Genomic DNA, 21,656 nt, shown 5'->3' with positions numbered 1-21,656 from the left:
CGCTCACTCATTACTGCCTTGCGGAAGGACCCGTCATGGGACCTGTCTCGATAGCCGCTCTCAAGCCCTTGGCACCACCCGCAACACCGTTCATTAAAGTCATTGGTATTCTCATCGCCCTCTGGTGCGCAGCGTTCGCAGTCATCAACATTTGGTTCGAATCCAGTGACTACTTCGCCCAAGGCCCCCATGCAGCCGACGCCGCCGCCCTGTCCGTTGTGAACTGGTACGTCGTGGCCGTCAAAGTTCTGGGCATCGCCGTTGCACTACTCGCCATACGGCAGCCCCGTTCAGCCCGCACGGCCACGCTTGTCGGCATGACGCTCTGGGCGGCCTTCGCCACCATCGGTATTTACGTTGTGGGCAGCCTCGTTCAAATCATCACCATGCTTGTCGGAATAATGGGAGACCCGTCCAAGCTCACTCTCGGCTCAGTGGGCTATGTGCTCGCATTCAGTGCGGCAGGCACCGGATTCGGGATTCTCGCCGTCTCCTACAAACGACGAACCAGCCTGAGGACTTTCGCGGTCGTGCTGGGCATTCTCGGCGCGCCCCTGATGCTCGGGAGCATCCTGGTGTTTCTCCCCGCTCTGCTCCGTATGGCAGGTCTGCTATCCAGCTGACGACGGCGCCTCGAGACTCGCACTCGCGCGTCTCGCCGAGAAAGGAACAAGTCCGTTGTTCCCATTAATCGTGCTCGTCCTCACAACTATCGGCGCGCGTCAGTTCGGCATTCTCTTCGACGTGGAATACCTCTTCGCATGGCCTAACGCCCTGGCTGTCGGGCTATCCGTCATGCTGCTTTTCACCGCGAGCGCGCACTTTTTTCAGCCTCGCCGGAATGCTCTGATCGAGATGGTTCCGTGGGCACTGGGGCGCCCGAGAGTGTGGGTAACGTTTACCGGCGTCCTGGAGATACTTGGCGCCATCGGACTCCATGTACCCGTGACTCGAACTGTCGCGGCCATCTGTCTGGCTCTGCTCTTCGTGGCGATGTTCCCGGCCAACATTCGGGCCGCTCAGAACAACACGGGTCTATCCAGCATGAAGCTGTCCTTACGAGTTCTTGTCCAAATGGTCTTCGTGGTTGCCTGTCTGATCGTCGCCTGAACCGACGTCGCTCGTGCTCACTCGAACGGTATAAACGCGGCCACCCAGGCCATGTGGTCACTGGCGTCTTGGGAGTGGCCAAATCCCGCTTCTAGCGTGTTGAATATGTAGTTGGGGACATTTGTCCCCTAAAGCGCTTACATGAGGGAGAGCATGAACACGCAGACTGAACCGCAGATCTCACGCAGATCGATTGCCAAGGGTGTCGCGTGGGCCACGCCCACTATCATTGCCGCGAGTGCGGCCCCGGCGTTCGCGGCGTCTCCGCCCGATTGTTTGTACACGGTTGACATGTCCTCTGTGAACACGACGTCGGGCACGCAAACTTACGTAGCCAGAAATCAGAGGACAGGTCGTGTCCTCACCTTTACGGCTTCAAGCACCATGAATGGCACCACAGGCACGCCCGTCAACATGACCAACGACATGTTCGCTCGAGGTGCGTCGTCAAGTTTCGGTTCCTACAGCACGATCAACTCTAGTTTCCAGCAAAACGGCCTCATGCTGGCACAGTACGCAACGGGAGCAAACACTTGCTCGGCCACGAGGACGAGTTCCTCTCAAACCGTCAACTTCACCATCACCGACCAGAGGACCGGCCAGACCATTCCCAGTGAGAGTATTGGCGGAGGTTCAATGACCGTGGTCGATATCAGCTCTCAAGCCACCGGTGTCACACCCGCGAACTGGCGGCAGTACTGGGACCAGGTGACGTTCTCCAGTTCCGCCACGCGGACCGGGGGCACGAACACCGGCTTGAACGCGACGAGCGGCACGACTTTTTACGTGACCGGTAATAACCAGGTGTCTGCATCCACGAAGGTCACCGATAACTTCTCTTTCACGAAGTTCCCCACCACGGTCACTTATGGACAGCGCGGCTCCTACTACGGCGTGCAATTCATTCAGTTGAGGAACATCCAGTTCTACGGACCCTGCTGATTCTGAAATGCATTCTGCGCGGCTGAAATTGTGCCGGTTAGACTCAGGGCACACATGGCGGTGGGGGCCGCGAGCATCGCCGATCCCCGTAGCTACCTCCAGCAGTCAGGAGTTCCCATGTCTTTCAAGCTCAACCCGTATCTCCGTTTCCACGGCAAAGCCAAGGAGGCCATGGAGTTCTACCACGGTGTCTTCGGCGGGCAGCTGACGATGACCACAATGGGTGAGATGCAGTCTGACCTGCTCGGTCCGGACGCCGAAAGGATCATGCACGCGCAGCTCGACACGGACCACCTCACCCTGATGGCCTCGGACGGTTTCGAGGATGCAGAACCGGCACACACCGAGTCCAATGTCTCGCTGGCGCTCACCGGAACCGATGAGGCAGCCCTCCGCAGTTTTTGGGACGGCCTATCCTCGGACGGGACTGTGACACAGCCGCTGGTCGACGCACCGTGGGGCGGGGCCTTCGGCATGGTGGTGGACCGCTTCGGCACGGACTGGATGTTCAACATCCAGCCCGCACCGACAGCCCAGCGGAACTGATCCCGGTTACGGCTTGAGCACCACCTTGATGCACCCGTCGCTCTTCTCCTGGAACATCTTGTAGGCCTCGGGAGCATCCTCCAGGGACACCCTGTGAGTTGCGAAGTGATCCAGGCCCAAAGTGTCGTCGGGTTCGGAGGCAATGGCTAATAGGTCATCGGTCCACTGCTTCACGTGACATTGCCCCATGCGCATGGTGATGCCCTTGTCGAACATGGTCATCAGAGGCATGGGATCAGCCATGCCCCCGTACACGCCCGACAGCGACACGGTACCGCCGCGCCGCACCGCATTGATCGCGGTGTGCAACACCTCGAGCCGGTCGATGCCAACATTCTCGATTGCCGCACGACCCAGTGGCTTGGGGAGTCTTGCAGCCCCGGCGATGATTTTTTCGGAGATGGGGTTACCGTGCGCTTCCATGCCCACGGCATCGACGACGCCGTCCGGCCCCCTGCCGTCCGTCATTTCTTGAAGTGTTGCGGCAATGTCCTTGACTGTACGCCGGTCCACGGTTTCAACGCCCCATGACTGGGCCAGTTCGAGGCGCTCGTCCACGAGATCCACGCCAATGATCCGATCCACGCCCATGTGCTTGGCGGAACGAACGGCCATCTGGCCCACAGGCCCCAGACCAATGACGGCCAAGGTGTCACCGGGGCCCACATTGGCCCACTTCACGCCCTGCCACGCGGTGGGCAGGATGTCGCTGAGGTAGAGGAACCGCTCATCGGAGTACGTCTCGGGAAGCTTGACCGGCCCGAAGTCTGCGTGGGGAACACGCACCATTTCTGCCTGGCCACCGGGTACGGAGCCGTAGAGGGACGAGAAGCCGAACAGCATGGCGCCCTTGTTCTTGGACTTCACCTGAGTGGTCTCGCACTGTGCGTAAAGCCCACGGTCGCACATCCAGCATTCGCCGCACCCAATGGTGAAGGGGACCACCACGCGGTCCCCCGGTTTGAGGTTCGTGACCTGCTCCCCTACTTCTTCCACGATGCCCATGAACTCGTGACCAAGTACATCGCCGGGCGAGAGATACGGGCCCAGCACTCCGTAGAGATGCAGGTCCGAACCGCAGATCGCAGTGGAGGTGACCCGGACGATTGCATCCTTGGGGTGCTGGATGACGGGGTCGGGAACGGATTCGACTCGGACGTCGCCGAGGCCTTGCCAAGTAAGTGCACGCATGACGGCCAGTTAACTGATCATCAGTCGCCTTTGCAACACCTCAGCGAAAGTTCCCTGTGAGCGAAGTCCTTACATGATCGGTCGGCTCCCATAGACTGGCCCAATGGTAAGCACACTGAAGACTGCACTCGTGCCCGGCGGATCGCGAGGACTCGGTCTGCTCGTCAGCCGCGAACTCCTGGACCGTGGTTTTGCCGTGGCCATCGCAGCGAGAGACGACGCCGAGCTCGCTCGCGCTCGTGACCAGCTGTCCGAACACGGCACAGTCAAGGACTACGTCTGCGACGTTCGCGATACCGAGGCGGTCCAAGGCCTGGTGCACGACGTCGAACGAGATCTGGGCCCCATTGACGTTCTCATCACCGTGGCCGGGATCATCCAGACCGGCCCGCTCGAAGCCGTCACCCTCGAACATTTCCGGGACGCCATCGACACCATGACGTACGGCCCGATTCACTGCGCTCTGGCAGTGCTACCGAGCATGAGGGGTAGGCGCTCCGGACGGATCGGAACCGTGGCCTCCGTCGGCGGGCTGGTGTCCCCGCCTCATCTGCTCCCCTACGCGACCGCCAAGTTCGGTGCCGTGGGATTCAGCGAAGGCCTCGCCGTGGCGTTGGCTGGTTCCGGGGTAACGGCCACCACGATCGCACCCGGCCTCATGCGCACCGGGTCCCATGAACGGGCCTTTTTCACGGGTCAGTCGGAGAAGGAGTACGCGTGGTTCGGCCCCGCTGCGTCTTTGCCAGTGCTGTCCATGAACGCGGAACGTGCAGCCCGAATCATCGTTGACGGCGTACTGGCCGGCAAACCCACAGTTCTGGTCGGCTGGCTGCCCAAGGTCGCGCATCGGGTCCACGGTCTCGCACCGGGGCTGACCACGCGAGCAATGGGCATTGCCAACCGGCTGCTTCCGGGAGCACGTCCGGAACAGTCGGATCTCCGGGAAGGCCGCGAGGCGGCGTCGGGCCTTAACTCGAAGGTCGTGAAAGTACTCACCACCTTGGGTTCCAAGGCGGCTCGCAAGAACAACGAACGCGGATAAGGCCCGCGCGAGGTCAGCAAAGAACCCGGTGTCACGCCTAGTCTGCGTGACACCGGGTTCTTTTGTTGGTCAGTGAGTGGTCGACGAGGCCGTACCCGGTGCGGGGGTCGCTGCCTTACCGGGCTTGCTCGGCACGAGCTTGAGACCGACCACCGCGGCGATAATGCCGGAAATGAAGATGATCTTCCCGAGCGAAACGCTCTCGGTGCCGGTCGCCATCGCGTAGACCACCGTCAACGCGGCGCCGATGCCGGTCCACACGGCATACGCGGTTCCGATGGGAATGTGTTTGGCAGCCCAGCCGAGTCCCGCCATGCTCACGGCGAGTGCTGCGAAGAACACGATGCTGGGTGCGAGCTCACTCAGGCCGTTGGATTCACCGAGCGCGGTGGCCCACACGGCTTCAAAGACGGCGCTGATCAGAAGCACGATCCATGGCATGTCAGCTCACCACCTTCAGGCCGATCACGGAGCTGACCAACAGCACGAGCAGTAGCACCCGTGCGGTCGTTGGACTTTCATAGCCCTTCACGAAGCCCCAGATCACGGTGAGAGTTGCGCCAATTCCTACCCAGACTGCGTAAGCCGTACCGGTCGGCAGAGACGTCATCGCCCACGCGAGACCGGCCATGCTGAGGGCCATGCTGACGGCAAAAATGAGGGTCGGGATTTTACGTTTGAATCCGTGCGATGCTCCAAGAGCGGCCGCCCAGACCGCTTCGAGCATTCCGGACAGAACAAGAATGATCCACGCCATGACATGCGTCTTTCTGAGTCAGTCTTGTCGTGGTGCGGGTACTGCTCCCTCGTCCGCGAGCCCTGCTGCCGGGCTCCAATCCAAAAATTAGCAAATGCTCCTACGGTTTTCTACCCAGATTGGGCATGACGTACCTCTCCGTCGGCCGCCGCAAGAGTACGAGCGGCACAGCAGCTTTCGACGCCGCTCCGGTCACCTTCCGCGAAGCGCGGTGTTCCCTCCTCAAGCGGGTGGTCACGACCCGTTCTGTTCCGATCCACGACGGCGCACCAACACCACCCGGTACAAGATCCCAGCGGCGACCAGAATGACTCCTCCGATGATGGATGCGATCGGCAAGGTCGCCACCAACACCAGACACAACAGCGCGCCGATGATCTGCACGATCGTGGGATACATCCGCGCCTCACGACCCTGGGTGTAGGCGGAGACGTTGGCCACGAAGTAATACAGCAACACCCCGAAGGACGAGAAACCAATCGCCCCGCGCAGGTCCATCGTCAGCACCAAGACGATCACCACCGCACCCAGAACCAGTTCCGCACGGTACGGAACGCTATGCACGGGGTGCACCGCGGACAGCCACGCCGGTAGGTCACGGTTGCGGGCCATGGCCAGACTCGTGCGCCCAATTCCGGCGATCAACGCCAGCAACGCCCCCAGGGCCGCGGCCGCCGCACCAATGCGGACGACGACGCTCGTCCACTCCCAGCCGCTGGCCGCGGCGACGTCCGCGAGCGGCGTCGTCGTGGTTGCGAGGTGTGAGGCGCCCAGGGTCGAGAGGGCGACCAACGCGATGACCGCGTAGACCGCGAGCGCGCCGAACAGGGCAACGAGGATCGCACGGGGAATGGTGCGGGACGGGTCGCGGACTTCTTCGCCCATGGTGGCGATGCGCGCGTAACCGGCGAATGCGAAGAACAGCAGCCCCGCGGACTGCAGGATGCCGTAGAACCCGGAGGGGGCGCCGTCGCCGGTCAGTCGGGATGCATCCGCCTCGCCGGAAACCAATCCGGCGACCACCACGAGAGCCAGGACCACGAGCACGATCGAGACGATGATCTTGGTGAGTCCCGCGGTGCGCGTGACCCCGAAGTAGTTGACCGCAACCAATGCGGCCACCGCGAGCGCCGCCACGGGCCGTTCCCACCCTGCCGGCGCCGCGTACGCGGCGAAGGTGAGCGCCATGGCCGCGCAGCTGGCGGTCTTGCCGATCACGAAACACCAACCGGCCATGAAGCCGGCCCACGACCCGAGTTGCTCGCGCCCGTAGACGTAGGTGCCGCCGGACGTTGGATACTGCGCGGCGAGTTGCGCGGAGGAGGTCGCGTTGCAGTAGGCAACTACTGCCGCAAGGGCCAGGCCGATGAGCAGTCCCGAACCGGCCGCCGCGGCAGCCGGCGCAAAGGCGGCGAACACGCCGGCGCCGATCATTGATCCCAGACCGATAGCGACCGCGTCGCCCAGACCGAGTCGTCGTTGCAGGGCGCCGGAGTTGGTCATAGTCAGGGCAGGTCCACTTCTAGGAGTCGGTCATCACCGTCCTGCGGTTGACCGCGCCCATCCGTGTTGTTGGTCAGCAGCCACAAGGCGCCGTTCGGTCCGGGCACGGCATCGCGCAGGCGGCCGTACGCGTCCTGAAAGTAGTCGGTCGAGGTGTCCGGGGAGTTAACGGGCACGGCGCGCAGCACCCGTCCGCGCAGGTTGGCGATGTACAGCGTGTCCCCCACCCGTGACATACCGCTCGGGCTCGCCTCGCTGGTCTCCCATTGCTGCACGGGGTCCACGAACTCGTCCCGCTCCGCGATGCCTTCTACCTCTGGCCACCCATAGTTGGCGCCGGGCTCGATCACATTCAGTTCGTCCCACGTGTTCGCTCCGAACTCGCTGGCGAACATGGTGCCGTCCTCTGCCCAGTCGATGCCCTGCACGTTGCGGTGACCCAGGCTGTACACGGGCGAACTTTCGTGGGGGTTGTCGTCGGGAACGGTACCGTCCGGCATCAGGCGCAGGATCTTGCCGGCCATCGAGTTCGGGTCCTGGGCTTCGCCGCGCTCCCCTGCGTCCCCGACCGCGACGTATAGCATGTCGTCCGGTCCGAACTTGATGCGCCCGCCGTTGCGGACGCCCGCCGACGGGAGTTCGTCCAGGATGACCTCACTCTCGCCGAGAATCAGCGACCCTCGCTCGCCCGTGACCGTCCACCGAGTCACTCTGTTGCCGTTGCCCGTGGTGGCGTAGGAATACAGGTCACCGTTGGGGCCGGCCGTCAGCCCCAAGAGTCCGCATTCTCCCCCGGCCATTACTTCAGGCTGTTCCCCCACGGTCCGGCTTCCGCCGTCCGGCAAGATTTCCAGAATGCGGCCGCTGTCCCGTTCGCTGATCAGCGGGGCGTCCTCGAGGAACGTCACGGACCACGGCGCTTCCAGGTCGTTGACGACGGTGTTCGCGTCGCCGAGCGGGCGGTACCCCGTGTCATCCGTTCCATCATGGGGCATGGGAGAAGCCGGTGGCTCCCCTCCCGTGAGTGGGCCGCAGCCGCTCAGAACGAGCGCAGCCACGAGAAGGGATACCACCGGCTTCTTGATCATCAGTTCAGTCCTTGGTCAGGGAGCTGAGAACGTGTCCGGTCAGTTTAGAAGACCGGCTTGCCTCCGGTGACACCGATCACGGTGCCGGACACGTAGGAGGCCTCAGCCGGGCTGGCCAGGAACACGAACGCGCCGGCCAGTTCGGACGGCTGACCCGCACGCCCCAGAGCGGTGTCTCCGCCGAAAGCGGGCATCGACTCGCCGGCCTTGGTCGCGGGCTGGAGCGGAGTCCAAATGGGGCCCGGTGCCACGGCGTTGACGCGGATACCCTTTTCACCGATCTCGTTGGCCAGGTTGACAGTGAAGTTGTTGATCGCGGCCTTGGTCGAGGCGTAGTCGATCAGGTTCTCCGAGGGATCGTAGGCCTGGATGGAGCTCACGTTGATGATGCTCGAGCCGTCCTTCAGGTACTTCAACGCCTGCTGAGACACCCAGAACAGGGCGTACAGGTTGGTCTTGAACACACGGTCCATTTCTTCGGTCTTCAGACCCTGCAGACCACCGTCGCGGCGAGCCCACTGGAAACCGGCGTTGTTGACTACGATGTCCAGGCCACCCAGCTGGGATGCTGCATCGTCAACGACACCGCGCGCTGCCTGCTCATCACGCAGATCTGCGGGCAACAACACGGCCTTGCGGCCAGCCTTCTCGATCCACTGCTTGGTGTCCTCGGCGTCGGACTGTTCCTCGGCGAGGTAGTTGATGGCAACATCCGCGCCCTCTCGCGCGTAGGCAATGGCGACGGCGCGACCGATACCGGAATCGCCTCCGGTGATCAGCGCCTTCATACCTTCGAGCCGACCGCGGCCGACCCAGCTTTCTTCACCGTGGTCGGGCAGCGGGGTCATATCGGTGGTCAGACCGGGAGGGGCTTGTTCCTGCGTTGGGAATCCGCCTTCTTCTCCGGCGAGTTCACGGGCGGCTTTGTCTGCAGCAAATTGATCAGTCATATGACTATTCTGCCCGGTCAATCTGAGTGCTTCCACCACCTCAAGGGTGAAATCAGGAACGCGCGACCTTGGGCTGCATGCCGTTCTGCACGCCCCAGAGCACCGCTTGGCTGCGCCGCTCGACGCCCATCTTGCGATACGCGGACCGGATGTAGGACTTGACGGAGTTGATGCTCAAATAACACGTGCGGGCGATTTCATCGTTGGTGGCACCCTGTGTGATCAGAGCTACGACCTCTGCTTCGCGGGGTGACAGTCCGGCGTGTCGTCCCGGCCAGTCGGCGATCTCGATGTCTTCGTTCGTCGGTTCCGGCATGACCACGCGTTCGCCTTCGTGGATTCTGACCAGCGCTTCTGCCAACTGATCGGCCGTAAGTTCTTTCGACAAATACCCGTGGACCCCCAGGGCCAGAGCTTTGTGCACCTGATCCTCGGCTACGTTCCAGGTGTAGATGACCAATTTCCGGTTCTGCACGTCCTCAAGCAACCGTGACACGTCGTACTCGCCGCGGTCACGAGCGGCGAACGCATCGAACAGCACGAGGTCCACAGCGTGACCTGGGATTTCGCCGGAGTCCAACTCGTTCACCACGAGTCGGTCATGGTTTTGGAGCATTCGCGCCACACCCTGAATGACCACCGGGTAGTCGTTCACGAGCGCGAGGGTAATTGCAGCAGACTGATCTTCCACGTGAACGACCTTAGTGGCAAGTGCTCCTTAAGTGCTATCGCGGTTGATCCGCAGCCCGCCAATGACCGGCTTCATGCGTTAGGTGCCCCGTGTCGAGCATGTCATTCAGCCAGCCCTCCATAGGGTCGAATCCCCACTTCTCGCGGAAGATGTTGGCGTTGCGGGCAATGGACGCCGCGTGCTGGACCGGCGGAGTCACCGTGGGGTGGTACTGGTGGTAGGCGCAGGCCCGGCCACTCCACCACATGGTCCCTCCGGCCGCGGCCAAGCGCTGGCCGAAGTCCGTGTCCTCTCCCCCGTACCCCACATAGGCCTCATCGAACCCGCCGATCCGGTTCCAGCTCTCGACCGTGGAGGCGATATTGAGCGACCACAGCATTCGGGGATCGGCAGGTTCCAAGGAGTCGCCTGGTGGGATCCGCCGCGCCGGGTGGTCCCGGCCCAATTCCGCTACGCCGCTGGCGGTGTAGTCGGCCTCGGTCATGCCTTCAGGTAGGTACTTGACCCGGCCGCTGATCACGGCGGTGCGTGTCCCGGTCTCTGCCAACGCGCCCGCGTAGTCGCCGATCAGGTCGCGATCCGGTAAACAATCCACGTCCAGCAGCACTACGGCGTCCGCACCGAGTTCCGCTGCCTTGGCCACGCCCGCGTTCCGCGCCACCGCGAGGTGAAGTTCTTCGGTGGGCTCCATCGCGACGACGACGCCGCGGCCGTTCTTGTTCTCGGCCACCAGGCCAGAGATCTTGGGATCGCCCATGCTCACCACCACGTGGAACTCCGGCTGGGGCGCCAACCGTGACACCCATCTCAACTGTCGTCGGAGGTGCTCGTGGCGACCGCGGACGATCGTGATCAGCGCGGTTCGCACGTCAACGCCACATCGTCGAGTCGTTCAATAGCCTGGGCCGCGCGGCGCGCTCCGCAGTCATAGCGCCAGCGTGCCCAGCCGGAACCTCCGCGTTCCCGCGCGTTCTCCAGGAGGCTGTGCCACTCATCCGGCTCCGGCCAGTGATCCAGCGCGGTGCACACCCCGGCCTTCTCGAGCGCGCGAGCGGTTGCGTGCTGTTCGTCGAAGGGCCGCGGCTGTGCGATGACCACTGCGGGCCGGGCCGCCGCGGAGAGCTCTGCCACGGCGTTGTTCCCGGCGTGGCTGACCACCACATCTGCCGCTTGCAGGTTGGCCCACAGGTCCGGTGACGGGTTGGCAGGGCTGCGCACGGTCCAGTCCCAGTCCGGCGTGGCCAGCCGCGCCCGGTCGATGTCGCTATCGGTGACGTCGGTGCCGCCGCCGCCCCAGACCACCAGGACCTTGCGCCGGGAATCGGACCGGGCGACGTCGTCAGTGGTTGCTACCGGCGTGACCGCGAGGTGATCGAACCGCGAGATAGCGCCCGCGAACACGGTTTTCTCGGTCCACTCGCGCGGCCAATAGTCCTCGGCCGACTCCGCCGTCCACGGGGCCACGATCATGGACGCGGCGTCGTAGGCGTCACGGTGCGTACGGTCCGTACGATTGCCGCGCATGGCCATGACCACCGTGCGAACGCCGAAAAGCCGGGCGAGGAGTGTCACCTCGGCGGAGGTGTCCGTGACCATGACCGAGAGCTCGGACCCGAGGTACTCGGCCATCAATCGCATACGTTCGCGGTAACCGGCGTGGTCCAACGGCGCCCAGTGCAAGACGCCGTTCGCCGTGGGATCCACCGGCCTACGGGGAACGTCCATGGGCAGGGTGCACCATTGACCGGGCCAATTCTCCGGGGCCGTCAAGGAACTGAATCCGATTACGGGGACCTCAAGTTGACGAGCGATTCCCGTCGCGCGAGTCCGGTGGCCCAGTCCCTGATGGTGAATGTAGTACCCGATCATCGGGCAACCAGCTCCCGGTACAGGTCCACGTACTGATCAACGGTGGCGTCCAAGGAACACCGAGCGCGAGCGTGCTCGCGTACCGTGGCGCGATCCATGGCCACCACGCCGTCGAGGGCGCGGGCGGCCGCGGTGACGGTCTGCTCCTCGGTGGCCTCGGGGAGCACGGACCGACCACCCGGTGCCTGCACCACTTCAGCGAGGCCACCGCGAGCAATCGCCAGCACCGGAGTACCGCATGCCATGCTTTCCGCGGCGACCAGCCCGTAGGGTTCTTCCCACTGCGGAGTCACCAAGCACGCCGCACTGTGGGAGACCAGGTGATGTAGTTCATCCGGTTCCAGGTGCCCCGCGTAGGTGATGTCCTCCGACAGCAGCGGCTTCAACTGTGATTCGTAGTACTCCTGGTTGGAGAGTGGTCCCGCGATGCGCAGTTTCCATCCGGCTTCCCGGGCGATCATCGCGGCAAGGTGGGGGGCCTTCTCCGGAACGATACGCCCGGACCAGACCAGCGAATCCCCGCCCGGTCCCAGGGACCAATGATCCAGGTCCACACCGTTGGGAATCACGCGCGCGGCGGTGACATCGCGCCACATGTGGGCGATCGATGAACTCACGGCGGCAGTCGTGACACCCGGGCTCAACCGCAGGGCCGGTTCCATCCACGGGGTGTTGGGCGTGTGGAGTGTCGTGAGGAAGGGCTGCCTGAGTGATTGGGCCATGGCGATGGGCAGGTAGTGGAGCGAGTTGTTGTGGACCACGTCAATGTCATCGCGCTGTGCCAGTGCGGTCATCACCTGCAGGTAGGAAATGGTCTCCCGCACTTGCCCCTCGGGTGGCATCGACACGTCGTTGCGAGCCTGTTCACTGAGCGAGACCGGTTCCACGGCCAATTCTTCGGCTTCCAGGGCCGGATCGCTGCCGGGCGCGGCAAAGACCACCACGTCGATCCCTCGTTCGCGCAGTCCCTTGGCCAGGTACCACGTGAAAGATTCCAGCCCACCGGCAAAGGGGGCTGCGATCGGGAATCGGTCGTGTGCGAGCAAAGCAATTTTCATGAAGGTCTCCCCGCCACTGCTGTTCGATAAATCTCGTCGTGTGCGCGAGCGATCTCTCGTCGCTGCGCCATGCGTTCCTCGCGGGTTGCCCGCCACGGCCCCAGTTTCTCGACCTCGTCCAATGCCGCGGCTATCTGACCCGCCTCCGGCTGACCTTCGTCAGTCCAGTCGAAGCTCAAGACACCCGGATGCTGCTGGTGGTAGAACCCCACCGACGGTGCCAGCACGCGGGTACCCAGGTCGTAGCAAGCTTCGAGCCAGCCCGAATGAGTCCCGAACCGATACGCCAATACGGATAGATCCAGTCCGGCAATGTAGTCCCACAGATCGTCATCGGTGTAGAAGTCGTGAACGTGTACTCGGACATCTTCACGTTCCTGCACGGTCCGTAAGAGCTGCGCGACCTCGGCGTTGTAGTGGGTCCCCTCGGAGCGCACCACATCCGTGTGAACGTCAATGAGCAGGTTCATGTCCCGGTCGCGAATCTCGTCCAACAGGGTTCGAAGCACCGGCATCGGATTCATGTTGGTGCGCATGCTTTTGAGGTGCAAACCCACGGTCACGCAGCGGTGTTCGGGCCGCGGTCGATCCAGCAGGTCGAGGGGCACGATGTGCGGATGCGGGATCACCGTGGCCGTTCGACCCCAGCGCCGCTCGATCTCGTCCGCCGCACCCCGGGTGAGGGTGATGAGCTGGTCCGCTTGGGGAATCAGGACGTCGAGGGCCGCATCCTGAATTGCGGGATCCACCTGGTGAGGATTGCGCAGATCATGGACCGTGTAGACGAACGGCTTGGCGTGGGCGTGCAACGCGGACACAATGCGTTCGAGCTCCGCTGGGGCCACGGCATCAAAGCCGAAATGCAAATGAAAGACATCGAACTGGTGGGCGTGTTCGTTGATCCATTCCACGTCCAACATGACCAGGGGCCACCAGGGCGCACCGGGAACGGAGCGCTCCGGTGTGGGGTCGGGAAGTCGATAGACGCCGTCCGAGGTGTCGGGGTCGGCCAGGTGTTGGATGTACACGTGTCCGTGCGGTGCTGACGCAACCCTCACTCGGACGTTCCTCCTTAGGTTCAGACAATTTGGCCCACCGGCCAGTTCAGCCCGTAGAGCGCGCACGACACCACACCCCTGTGGGGGAGATATTCAGCGGGCTTAATGTTAGCCGGACGAAGGAGCATCCCGTGACATGCCCGGTCTCGCGATATATTGACGTGCGGATCACCCGCCCCCGATTGCACCGCGTGAGGAACATCAGTATGGCCATTCGCCCCATCGTCATGACCGGGAATCCGGTGCTTCACCGCCCAGCGGCGAAGGTCACCGAGTTCAATGACGAACTGCGCGAGCTGATAGCGGACATGTACGAGACCATGGACGCGGCTCACGGAGTAGGCCTTGCTGCTCCCCAGATCGGCGTGGGGCTACGCATCTTCACCTACGTCTTCGACAACGAGGACGGCGTGGCACCTCGCGGCGTGCTCGTGAACCCGGTGCTCACCACGGGAAAGATCTCCGAGCTCGCCCCGGACCCGGATGAAGAAGCCGAGGGTTGTCTGTCCGTGCCCGGTTATTCATGGCCCTTGAAGCGCGCGGACTGGGTTCGCATTGCGGGCCAGGACGAGAACGGCGACCCCGTCGGATTCGAGGCCAACGGCTGGTTCGCTCGCGTGATGCAACACGAGTACGACCACCTGGACGGCAAGCTCTACGTGGACCGTCTCAACACCAGATGGGGCAAAAAAGCCAAGAAGGCCATCAAGAACGAAGCTTGGTCCACCGATTCCACCTGGCTACCCGGTGAGGACGAGGACCCGTTCGGTCACTGATCACAGGGAACTGACTCGAATCGGGCACCCGTTCATCGGGTCCCGGGTCAACGCAGTCCTGGATTGCGCGGCCCATGGCCGTTACACGGTCGGGGGATCCAGTACCACGGTGAGCGTTCCGGCCTTGCGCGCGGTGGGCTCGGTCAGTTCGACCCTCCAGCGCTTACTCAGGGCATCCCGAACGGCATGCACGGTTTCGAACGCGCCGTGCTCGGCCTCGTACTCACACAGGAACCGGGCCACCAGACCCCGTGTGTACTTCGCGTTGTGGGAGACCACGGAGCGTTTGCCCGCCTCGTTGAGCTGTTCGACGCGCACCGCAATGGTCTCCGCCGCGGGCGCCTTCCACGCCGCGGCGTAGGCGGCAGACCGGCAATCCACAATGACCTGATCGGTTGCCACTCGATCCAACACCGGGGACAGCCGCGGTTTCCACCACGTATTGAGTTTCCCGTGCCGGGGCAGATCCGTGCCCATCGACAGGCGGTACGCGGGAATGTGATCGCTCGGCCGTACCGCACCCCACAAGGCGGAAATCACCATCAGCGACCGTTCCGCAACCTCGTGTGCGGCCGCGGAGAGAGAATCAGCGTCGAGGGCGTCATAAAGCACCCCGGAGTACACGGACAGTGCCGGCGCGGTTGGTGCGGTGGGAAGCTCACGGTTGCGAGCGACGTCGGTAGCCAAGGACTCCCCCACGCCCAGGACGGACAGCGCGTTCTTCTGCCCGCTGACGCGAGCCAGCGTGGTTGCCAAGTGGTCGCGGTCTTTTGTCAGTTCGGGAAAGCTCAGTGTGTCCAATGACACGGGATCGCCGCTGACGGGAGCGGTCTTGGACTCGGATGGGGGTAGCAGAATCAGCACCCCAGAAGTCTAGGGGACAGGCGGGCCTATGAGCCGGGTTCTGTGCCGCGGCCGGTTACCCGAGCCGCGGTGGTGACCATCCATCTAGGCCGTGCGTTGCCGCACGGCTCAAGCAGCCTACCCGGGCGCTCGGGCGAGCAGCCCTCGAACGCACCCTGCATGGCCTTGCTCCGGATGGGGTTTACCAAGCCGCACCGGTCACCCGGCACGCTGGTGGTCTCTTACACCACCTTTTCACCCTGACCCGCTCGAGGCGGGCGGTCTATTTTCTGTGGCACTGTCCTGCGGGTTTCCCCGAGTGGGCGTTACCCACCATCCAGCTCTGCGGAGCCCGGACTTTCCTCGAGACGCGCCTTTCGATGCGCCGCGCGGTCACCCGGCCCGCCTGTCCAGCGTCGATCCTACCGCGCCGTGCGCGTCCCCCGATTCACGCCGGATCGAACGGCCTCACCGGACCAACAGCGCGGAACACTCAATACAGGTGGGAATGCTGCCCGCCGGAGTATGGGCGATGGTTTCTGCATCCCCCGGGCTCATGTGCGTACCACACGCTCCGCAGGTGTCACGTTCGAAGCGCGCGACGGCGATTCGACCACCGCCCCGCGCGTTGCGCAGCGAGTCATATCGCTTGACCAGGGCGTCATCGCCCACCGCGCTCACCCGTCCGGGTCGTTGCGCGGTGAGCTCCTGGTGGCGTTCCTTCAACGCGGCGAGGTCTTGGTCCCGCTGCGCGACGGCCTCCTTGGCCTGCGCATCCGCGGCCCGCAGCAGGGGCAGTTTCTGTTCCCGGTCCGCAGCGACGGCCTCTGCGTGCTCCATTGCTTGGTACTGGGCGTTCTCGGCCTCGCCGCGCTGCTTGGTGAGCGTGTCGATCTCGTGCTGAATCCCCATCAGGTCCTTGGCGGTGCCACCGTGATTCAGTCGCTCGGTGTCCCGGTCGATCTTGACCTGGATCTCCCGCACCTTGGCCTCCGCGGTGTCGACGCCGCTCGCAGCCTCCTTGCCTCGGGCGTCCAATTGCTTGGCCGCCTCAATAGCCTGGGTGCGGCGTGCCAATAGCGCTTTCACATGCTCGGATTCTTGCAGGGACTTTGCTTTGACCATGATTCCGTGCAGTTCGGAGTCCACCGTTTGCAGGCCCAAGAGCGCGGTCAAGGCAGGATGTTGCTCGGTCATGAGGTCTCTCCTGAAGTGAGATTCGGCGTTGAATCGGAGTCGGGTGAGGCTACGCGGAAATCCCACGGGTCGGTGCGCAGGTCGCTGACGTACACCTCTACGTCAAGCCCCTGGGCGGCGAGCGCTCGCTGCAGGTCTTCGGCTCCCCACGGAAGCCACAGAGCCTCGCTCGCGGAGTGGGCGGCGTCGATCAGTGCCGGTGTGCCCTTCTCCCCCGGTCCCAGGGCCTGTTCGCGAGCCTCGGATGCGGGGTGATGACGCAGGTCGGCGGTGACGTACACGTCCGCACCGGAGGATCGCACCGTGTGGAAGAGCGAGTCGCCGGAGCCACCACACACTGCGATGGTGGTGACCATTCGGTCCGGATCACCGGCGATGCGCAGCCCCTGGGCAGTACCGGGGATGTTCGTCGCCAGGCGTTGGGCCAATTCTCGTAGCGTGACGCTACGAGTCAGGGTGCCCACTCGACCCAGCCCCGCGTTCGGGTCCGTGGCGTCCGGGACGAGCGGTGCGGCGTCGTCGGGATTGACCCCCGCCGCAGCGATCAAGGCGTCTGATACGCCTCGACGGGCGGAATCCGCGTTGGTGTGGCAGGCCAGGAGTGCACAGCGGTTCTCGATCAGGTCGTGGATGACCTTGCCCTTGAAACCCTCGGCCGCAACGGAGGTGACCCCGCGGATGAGCAGGGGGTGATGGGTGATCAGCAGATCGGCGTCGAGGGCGATGGCCTCTTCGGCCACCGCGGCGACCGGATCCACCGCAAAGTGGATGCGTCGCACGGGCTGATCAGGACGGCCCGTGACCAAGCCGGACGCGTCCCAGTCCTCCTGGAGCCGGAACGGCCACAGTGAATCCGCAGCGGCCACCACCTGGGCAAGCGTGGGAATCGTACGGTCCTGCGATTGAGCCTCAGACGTCATGGAACCATCCTAGGAGCGACGGCAACTTCCGGCGCGGGAATTGTGCGGCGGTTTGCGCGTTATATGGACTATGAGTTCTTCCTCAACCGAAACCTTTGTGCTCGCCGGCGGTTGCTTCTGGTGCCTGGATGCCGTCTACCGCCGTGTTCGCGGTGTGCTGGATGTCCGCAGTGTGTACACCGGAGGCCAGACCGAACACCCCGATTACGAATCCGTGTGCTCCGGCACCACAGGTCACGCTGAAGCCGTGGTGGTCACCTTCGACCCCATGATCGTTCCGGCTGACGTGATCCTGGACCTGTTCTTCACCGGTCACGATCCGACCACGTTGAATCGGCAAGGTTACGACGTGGGCACGCAGTACCGCTCCGCAATGTTCCCCGCCAACGAGCAGCAGCGCACACTGTTCGAACAGGCCATCAACAAGGCACAGCCGCTGTTCCAGGACCCGATCGTCACGACCATCGAGGAACCGCAGAAGCTGTGGGAGGCCGAGGATTTCCACCAGGACTTCTACGGCAACCAGCCGTTCAACGGCTACTGCCAGGTGATCATCAACCCCAAGCTGGCCAAGGTCCGCAAAGATTACGCTGTATGGCTAACTCACTGAGATCCACCCAACACCGGCGCTAGGCTGAAAATCAGTTCTGTGCTGACACACCTCCGAGCACGAATCCACGACAGGAGAGAACATCCATGGGCAAGATTTATGACAACGTCACCGAGATCGTCGGCGGCACTCCCCTGGTCCGCTTGAACCAGCTGGACAAGGACCTTCCCGGCAACGTTGCCGTCAAGCTCGAGTTCTACAACCCCGCCAACTCGGTCAAGGACCGGATCGGTAAGGCCATCATCGACGCCGCCGAGGCCTCCGGTGAACTCAAGCCCGGCGGCACCGTGGTGGAAGGCACTTCCGGTAACACCGGTATCGCCCTGGCCATGGTGGGCGCGGCCCGCGGTTACAAGGTCATCCTGACCATGCCCGAGACCATGTCCACCGAGCGTCGCGTCATGCTGCGCGCTTACGGTGCGGAGATCGTGCTGACCCCGGGTGCCGAAGGTATGCGCGGTGCTGTGGACAAGGCCCAGGAGATTGTCGATGCCTCGGACAACGCTGTGCTGGCCCGTCAGTTCGCCAATCCCGCGAACGTGGATGTCCACTACGGCACCACCGGCCCGGAAATCTGGGAAGACACCTCAGGCCAGGTGGACGTGTTCGTGGCTGGCATCGGAACCGGCGGGACCATTTCCGGAGCAGGTAAATACTTGCGCGAGCAGAAGCCTGACATCCGTCTGGTAGCGGTTGAGCCCGCCGATTCCCCGCTACTGACCGAGGGCAAGGCCGGTCCCCACAAGATCCAGGGTCTCGGCGCAAACTTCATTCCCGACATCCTCGACCGCGACATCTACGACGACGTCTACGACGTCACCGTGGAAGACTCCGTGTCCACCGCTCGTGATCTGGGTTCCCGAGAAGGCATCCTGGGCGGCATCTCGTCCGGAGCCATCGTGTGGGCCGCCCTTGAGGAAGCCGCAAAGGAAGAGAACCGCGACAAGTTGATCGTGGCGGTCGTGTGCGACTTCGGTGAGCGCTACATCTCCACCATCCTCTACGAAGACATCCGCGGCTGATTCGACCCCACTTCGCATGATTTGAAAACACACGCGCGGCGGGCGGCCCACAAGGTCGCTGCCGCGCGTGTGTTTTCGCATCCTCCCCGTCATGACCTGTGCAAACTCGTGCCCAGGGTCGGGCGGGAATAGCATGAAGGTTCTGTAGCGTTGGCACGAAGGACGCCCCGGCGTCAGCTACATCACGAGATCATTGGGCCCTGACACGGGGCGGAGCAGAAGAGGTACGGACACGTGAGCTTTTGGCGCAGACTCAAGGAAGATCTCGAAACTGCCCGCAGCCACGATCCCGCGGCGCGTTCCAATGTGGAGGTCGCGCTGAACTATTCGGGGCTGCACGCCATCTGGGCGCACCGGCTCTCACACATGCTGTGGCAGGACCCCAATAAGCGTCTGCTGGCTCGCACGGTGTCCCAGGCAGCCCGGTGGGCTACGGGTGTGGAGATCCACCCGGGTGCCACGATCGGACGGCGCTTCTTCATCGACCACGGCATGGGTGTGGTGATCGGTGAGACCGCCGAGATCGGTGAAGACGTCATGATTTACCACGGTGTCACCCTGGGTGGCCGCTCCCTGGAACCGGTCAAGCGCCACCCCACCATTGGCGACCGCGTGACCATCGGCGCGGGTGCCAAGATTCTCGGCCCCCTGGTCGTGGGCGCGGATTCGGCCGTGGGAGCGAACGCCGTGGTCGTCAAGGACGTTCCCGAGGATTCGATCGTCACGGGCATCCCGGGCAAGATTCGCCAGCGGACTCCCGAGAAGCAGGAGCCCCTGGTGGACCCTTCCAGCTACATCGATCCCGCAATGTGGATCTGATGCACTAGTTTTTCCCGGTATTCCGACGCCGCGGGCCACCTTTCGTACGAAAGGTGGCCCGCGGCGTCGTCGTTGGTTCTACTGCGTACGAATCAGGAGACGACCTCTGAACGATCGCCGCTCCACAGGACGTGGAACGAGCTCTCGGGATCGTCCACGCGCTTGTAGGTGTGCGCGCCGAAGTAATCGCGCAGGCCCTGGGTGAGGGCGGCGTTGAGGCGCGGGCGGCGCAGCGCGTCGTAATAGGCCAGCGCCGAGGAGAAGACCGGGGCCGGGATGCCGCGCTCGACCGCGCGAGCGACCACGCGGCGCCATGCGGGCAGGCAGTCTTCCATGGCTGCGACGAACTCGGGAGCGAACAGCAGGTTCAGCGGATCCTTGTCCCCCGCGTAGGCCTCCATGATCACGTTGAGCAACTCGGCGCGAATGATGCAGCCTTCGCGCCACAGACTCGCGATGGTCGCGAGGTTCAGGTCCCAGCCGTACTCGCGGCCGGCCATGGTCAGCATGTCCAGGCCCTGGGCGTAGGAGACCAGCTTGGATGCGTAGAGCGCCTTGCGGACGTCTTCCACGAACTCGGGATCCTTGACCACGTCCTCGGTGGTGTCACCGATTCCTGCGGGCAGGGTTTCCTGAGCTTCGCGGCGCATCTCCGGCTCGGAGGATGAGAGCGCGCGGGCGAACACTGACTCGGCAATGGCCGTGACCGGGGAGCCCAACTCGAGAGCCTCTTGCACGGTCCAGCGACCGGTGCCTTTCTGGCCGGCGGCGTCCGCAATGATGTCGATGAACGGTTTGCCCGTCTTGGAATCCACCTGGCGCAGCACGTGAGCGGTGATCTCGATGAGGTAGGAGGAAAGCTCGGTCTTGTTCCATTCATCGAACACGACCGCCTGCTCAGCGGGTTCCAGGCCGGCCACCGAACGCAACAACTCGTGGGCCTCGCCGATGACCTGCATATCCGCGTACTCGATGCCGTTGTGGACCATCTTGACGAAGTGTCCGGCACCGTCCGTGTCGATCCACGCGCAGCACGGCTTGCCATCGTTGGCCTTGGCGGAAATGACCTCGAGCATGGGGCCCAGGGTCTTGTAGGACTCCTCGGAACCACCGGGCATGATGGACGGGCCGTTCAGGGCACCCTCTTCACCGCCGGAGACGCCAATCCCCACGAAGTGCAGGCCGTTCTCCGCGCATTCACGCTCACGACGGCGCGTGTCCTGGAAGTAGGAGTTGCCGCCATCAATGATGATGTCGCCTTCGTCGAGCAGCGGGGTGAGCTGTTCGATCACGGAATCCACGGGCTCGCCGGCCTTGACCATCACCAGGATGCGACGGGGTCGCTCCAGGGAATCCACGAGTTCCTGCATGGTTTCCGTACGGATGAAATCGCCCTCGGAACCATGTTCCTTGATGAGAGCGTCCGTCTTACCCACGGAACGGTTGTGGAGGGCCACGGTGTAGCCGTGGCGAGCAAAATTGCGGGCAAGGTTCGCGCCCATCACCGCGAGGCCGGTGACACCAATCTGAGCTTTCTTATCTTCAGCCATGGCACAAGCCTACGCACCGTGCGGGGGTCTGAGCAGGGATTGCGGGTTATAGGCCAAAATATGTGTATGGCGGGGGCTTGCTTGCCTGCGATAGCAACGTTCTAGGGCTTTGAC

24 protein-coding genes, 1 other RNA gene and 1 riboswitch are annotated in these 21,656 nt (G+C 63.5%); of the genes, 9 read left to right on the top strand and 16 right to left on the bottom strand.

What is annotated here, in order from left to right; translation table 11 throughout:
- Window positions 1–35 precede the first annotated feature (35 nt).
- From RF638_RS10960 to RF638_RS10945, 4 genes are all read left to right on the top strand, one after another.
- Window positions 36–623 (top strand): hypothetical protein, encoded by a 588-nt coding sequence (locus RF638_RS10960; RefSeq protein WP_095798434.1) that lies wholly within the window; start codon window positions 36–38, stop codon window positions 621–623.
- Between the two features lie 55 nt (window positions 624–678).
- Entirely contained in the window at window positions 679–1,110 is a 432-nt protein-coding gene (locus RF638_RS10955; RefSeq protein WP_129701017.1) for a DoxX family protein, read from the top strand.
- Window positions 1,111–1,263: 153 nt separating this feature from the next.
- A complete protein-coding gene (locus RF638_RS10950; protein ID WP_368842021.1) occupies window positions 1,264–2,052 on the top strand; it encodes a hypothetical protein in 789 nt (262 codons plus the stop codon).
- 117 nt (window positions 2,053–2,169) lie between these two features.
- Window positions 2,170–2,598, top strand: coding sequence for a VOC family protein (locus RF638_RS10945; protein ID WP_095798429.1), 429 nt, complete (start codon window positions 2,170–2,172; stop codon window positions 2,596–2,598).
- A gap of 6 nt (window positions 2,599–2,604) precedes the next feature.
- On the opposite strand, the gene RF638_RS10940 is transcribed toward RF638_RS10945, so the two are convergent.
- The gene (locus RF638_RS10940; RefSeq protein ID WP_095798461.1) at window positions 2,605–3,789 is read right to left on the bottom strand and encodes a zinc-dependent alcohol dehydrogenase; all 1,185 of its coding nucleotides are present in this window, start codon (window positions 3,787–3,789) and stop codon (window positions 2,605–2,607) included.
- Between the two features lie 103 nt (window positions 3,790–3,892).
- Between RF638_RS10940 and RF638_RS10935 the strand changes: the two genes are divergently transcribed.
- Window positions 3,893–4,831 carry an SDR family oxidoreductase gene (locus RF638_RS10935; RefSeq protein WP_129701023.1) on the top strand — a complete coding sequence of 313 codons (939 nt, stop codon included), beginning with the start codon at window positions 3,893–3,895 and terminating at the stop codon, window positions 4,829–4,831.
- Window positions 4,832–4,900: 69 nt separating this feature from the next.
- Here the strand turns inward: RF638_RS10935 and RF638_RS10930 are convergent, their stop codons facing one another.
- The 10 genes from RF638_RS10930 to RF638_RS10885 form a co-directional block, all read right to left on the bottom strand.
- A complete protein-coding gene (locus tag RF638_RS10930; RefSeq protein ID WP_129701025.1) occupies window positions 4,901–5,272 on the bottom strand; it encodes a multidrug efflux SMR transporter in 372 nt (123 codons plus the stop codon).
- Window position 5,273: 1 nt separating this feature from the next.
- The gene (locus RF638_RS10925; RefSeq protein ID WP_095798426.1) at window positions 5,274–5,588 is read right to left on the bottom strand and encodes a multidrug efflux SMR transporter; all 315 of its coding nucleotides are present in this window, start codon (window positions 5,586–5,588) and stop codon (window positions 5,274–5,276) included.
- Between the two features lie 12 nt (window positions 5,589–5,600).
- Window positions 5,601–5,667, bottom strand: a riboswitch (guanidine-III (ykkC-III) riboswitch).
- 155 nt (window positions 5,668–5,822) lie between these two features.
- Complete coding sequence (locus RF638_RS10920; protein ID WP_368842019.1) at window positions 5,823–7,091, bottom strand: APC family permease; 1,269 nt, start codon at window positions 7,089–7,091, stop codon at window positions 5,823–5,825.
- A 2-nt stretch (window positions 7,092–7,093) separates the two neighbouring features.
- Window positions 7,094–8,179, bottom strand: a complete 1,086-nt coding sequence (locus RF638_RS10915) for a sorbosone dehydrogenase family protein (protein WP_095798424.1) — start codon at window positions 8,177–8,179, stop codon at window positions 7,094–7,096.
- Between the two features lie 44 nt (window positions 8,180–8,223).
- Complete coding sequence (locus RF638_RS10910; protein ID WP_129701033.1) at window positions 8,224–9,129, bottom strand: SDR family oxidoreductase; 906 nt, start codon at window positions 9,127–9,129, stop codon at window positions 8,224–8,226.
- A 52-nt stretch (window positions 9,130–9,181) separates the two neighbouring features.
- Window positions 9,182–9,820 (bottom strand): DNA-binding response regulator, encoded by a 639-nt coding sequence (locus RF638_RS10905; RefSeq protein WP_095798422.1) that lies wholly within the window; start codon window positions 9,818–9,820, stop codon window positions 9,182–9,184.
- A gap of 34 nt (window positions 9,821–9,854) precedes the next feature.
- Window positions 9,855–10,688, bottom strand: a complete 834-nt coding sequence (locus RF638_RS10900) for a glycosyltransferase family 2 protein (RefSeq protein ID WP_095798421.1) — start codon at window positions 10,686–10,688, stop codon at window positions 9,855–9,857.
- Window positions 10,673–11,545: a glycosyltransferase gene (locus RF638_RS10895; RefSeq protein WP_368842018.1), complete on the bottom strand. Its 873-nt coding sequence runs from the start codon at window positions 11,543–11,545 to the stop codon at window positions 10,673–10,675. The genes RF638_RS10900 and RF638_RS10895 overlap by 16 nt, the downstream gene beginning before the upstream one ends.
- Window positions 11,546–11,685: 140 nt before the next feature.
- Window positions 11,686–12,747 carry a glycosyltransferase family 4 protein gene (locus tag RF638_RS10890; RefSeq protein ID WP_095798419.1) on the bottom strand — a complete coding sequence of 354 codons (1,062 nt, stop codon included), beginning with the start codon at window positions 12,745–12,747 and terminating at the stop codon, window positions 11,686–11,688.
- Window positions 12,744–13,805 (bottom strand): glycosyltransferase, encoded by a 1,062-nt coding sequence (locus RF638_RS10885; protein ID WP_095798418.1) that lies wholly within the window; start codon window positions 13,803–13,805, stop codon window positions 12,744–12,746. The genes RF638_RS10890 and RF638_RS10885 overlap by 4 nt, the downstream gene beginning before the upstream one ends.
- Window positions 13,806–14,011: 206 nt before the next feature.
- Here RF638_RS10885 and def point away from each other — a divergent pair, with 206 nt between their 5' ends.
- Window positions 14,012–14,581, top strand: coding sequence for a peptide deformylase (def, locus tag RF638_RS10880; RefSeq protein WP_095798417.1), 570 nt, complete (start codon window positions 14,012–14,014; stop codon window positions 14,579–14,581).
- A gap of 81 nt (window positions 14,582–14,662) precedes the next feature.
- On the opposite strand, the gene RF638_RS10875 is transcribed toward def, so the two are convergent.
- The 4 genes from RF638_RS10875 to RF638_RS10860 form a co-directional block, all read right to left on the bottom strand.
- Window positions 14,663–15,445 carry a YaaA family protein gene (locus tag RF638_RS10875; RefSeq protein WP_129701037.1) on the bottom strand — a complete coding sequence of 261 codons (783 nt, stop codon included), beginning with the start codon at window positions 15,443–15,445 and terminating at the stop codon, window positions 14,663–14,665.
- Window positions 15,446–15,458: 13 nt separating this feature from the next.
- Window positions 15,459–15,833, bottom strand: an RNA gene (gene rnpB, locus RF638_RS10870) — RNase P RNA component class A.
- A 59-nt stretch (window positions 15,834–15,892) separates the two neighbouring features.
- A complete protein-coding gene (locus RF638_RS10865; protein WP_129701039.1) occupies window positions 15,893–16,621 on the bottom strand; it encodes a zinc ribbon domain-containing protein in 729 nt (242 codons plus the stop codon).
- Complete coding sequence (locus RF638_RS10860; protein WP_173674325.1) at window positions 16,618–17,541, bottom strand: Nif3-like dinuclear metal center hexameric protein; 924 nt, start codon at window positions 17,539–17,541, stop codon at window positions 16,618–16,620. Before RF638_RS10860 ends, RF638_RS10865 begins: the two co-directional genes overlap by 4 nt.
- Window positions 17,542–17,611: 70 nt before the next feature.
- Here RF638_RS10860 and msrA point away from each other — a divergent pair, with 70 nt between their 5' ends.
- From msrA to epsC, 3 genes are all read left to right on the top strand, one after another.
- Complete coding sequence (gene msrA / locus RF638_RS10855; protein WP_129701041.1) at window positions 17,612–18,151, top strand: peptide-methionine (S)-S-oxide reductase MsrA; 540 nt, start codon at window positions 17,612–17,614, stop codon at window positions 18,149–18,151.
- An 86-nt stretch (window positions 18,152–18,237) separates the two neighbouring features.
- Window positions 18,238–19,173 carry a cysteine synthase A gene (gene cysK / locus RF638_RS10850; protein WP_095798413.1) on the top strand — a complete coding sequence of 312 codons (936 nt, stop codon included), beginning with the start codon at window positions 18,238–18,240 and terminating at the stop codon, window positions 19,171–19,173.
- 234 nt (window positions 19,174–19,407) lie between these two features.
- A complete protein-coding gene (gene epsC, locus RF638_RS10845; RefSeq protein ID WP_095798412.1) occupies window positions 19,408–19,992 on the top strand; it encodes a serine O-acetyltransferase EpsC in 585 nt (194 codons plus the stop codon).
- A gap of 92 nt (window positions 19,993–20,084) precedes the next feature.
- Here epsC and gndA read toward each other — a convergent pair whose 3' ends face one another.
- Window positions 20,085–21,542 carry an NADP-dependent phosphogluconate dehydrogenase gene (gene gndA, locus RF638_RS10840; protein ID WP_368842017.1) on the bottom strand — a complete coding sequence of 486 codons (1,458 nt, stop codon included), beginning with the start codon at window positions 21,540–21,542 and terminating at the stop codon, window positions 20,085–20,087.
- Window positions 21,543–21,656: the final 114 nt, after the last annotated feature.

Origin of the sequence: Kocuria sp. CPCC 205235 (genome assembly GCF_040980905.1) — a bacterium.
Taxonomy (GTDB): Bacteria; Actinomycetota; Actinomycetes; order Actinomycetales; family Micrococcaceae; genus Kocuria; species Kocuria carniphila.
The sequence above is the reverse complement of the archived record's forward strand: the minus strand, read 5'-3'. Positions and strand labels throughout refer to the sequence as shown.

Coding starts and splice junctions, on each gene's coding strand:
- RF638_RS10925 (WP_095798426.1), bottom strand. CDS start 5,588: ATGGCGTGGATCATTCTTGTTCTGTCCGGAATGCTCGAAGCGGTCTGG.
- RF638_RS10890 (WP_095798419.1), bottom strand. CDS start 12,747: ATGAAAATTGCTTTGCTCGCACACGACCGATTCCCGATCGCAGCCCCC.
- RF638_RS10910 (WP_129701033.1), bottom strand. CDS start 9,129: ATGACTGATCAATTTGCTGCAGACAAAGCCGCCCGTGAACTCGCCGGA.
- def (WP_095798417.1), top strand. CDS start 14,012: ATGGCCATTCGCCCCATCGTCATGACCGGGAATCCGGTGCTTCACCGC.
- RF638_RS10915 (WP_095798424.1), bottom strand. CDS start 8,179: ATGATCAAGAAGCCGGTGGTATCCCTTCTCGTGGCTGCGCTCGTTCTG.
- msrA (WP_129701041.1), top strand. CDS start 17,612: ATGAGTTCTTCCTCAACCGAAACCTTTGTGCTCGCCGGCGGTTGCTTC.
- RF638_RS10960 (WP_095798434.1), top strand. CDS start 36: ATGGGACCTGTCTCGATAGCCGCTCTCAAGCCCTTGGCACCACCCGCA.
- RF638_RS10940 (WP_095798461.1), bottom strand. CDS start 3,789: ATGCGTGCACTTACTTGGCAAGGCCTCGGCGACGTCCGAGTCGAATCC.
- RF638_RS10930 (WP_129701025.1), bottom strand. CDS start 5,272: ATGCCATGGATCGTGCTTCTGATCAGCGCCGTCTTTGAAGCCGTGTGG.
- RF638_RS10865 (WP_129701039.1), bottom strand. CDS start 16,621: ATGACCGAGCAACATCCTGCCTTGACCGCGCTCTTGGGCCTGCAAACG.
- RF638_RS10945 (WP_095798429.1), top strand. CDS start 2,170: ATGTCTTTCAAGCTCAACCCGTATCTCCGTTTCCACGGCAAAGCCAAG.
- gndA (WP_368842017.1), bottom strand. CDS start 21,542: ATGGCTGAAGATAAGAAAGCTCAGATTGGTGTCACCGGCCTCGCGGTG.
- RF638_RS10920 (WP_368842019.1), bottom strand. CDS start 7,091: ATGACCAACTCCGGCGCCCTGCAACGACGACTCGGTCTGGGCGACGCG.
- cysK (WP_095798413.1), top strand. CDS start 18,238: ATGGGCAAGATTTATGACAACGTCACCGAGATCGTCGGCGGCACTCCC.
- RF638_RS10935 (WP_129701023.1), top strand. CDS start 3,893: ATGGTAAGCACACTGAAGACTGCACTCGTGCCCGGCGGATCGCGAGGA.
- RF638_RS10950 (WP_368842021.1), top strand. CDS start 1,264: ATGAACACGCAGACTGAACCGCAGATCTCACGCAGATCGATTGCCAAG.
- RF638_RS10895 (WP_368842018.1), bottom strand. CDS start 11,545: ATGGACGTTCCCCGTAGGCCGGTGGATCCCACGGCGAACGGCGTCTTG.
- RF638_RS10860 (WP_173674325.1), bottom strand. CDS start 17,541: ATGACGTCTGAGGCTCAATCGCAGGACCGTACGATTCCCACGCTTGCC.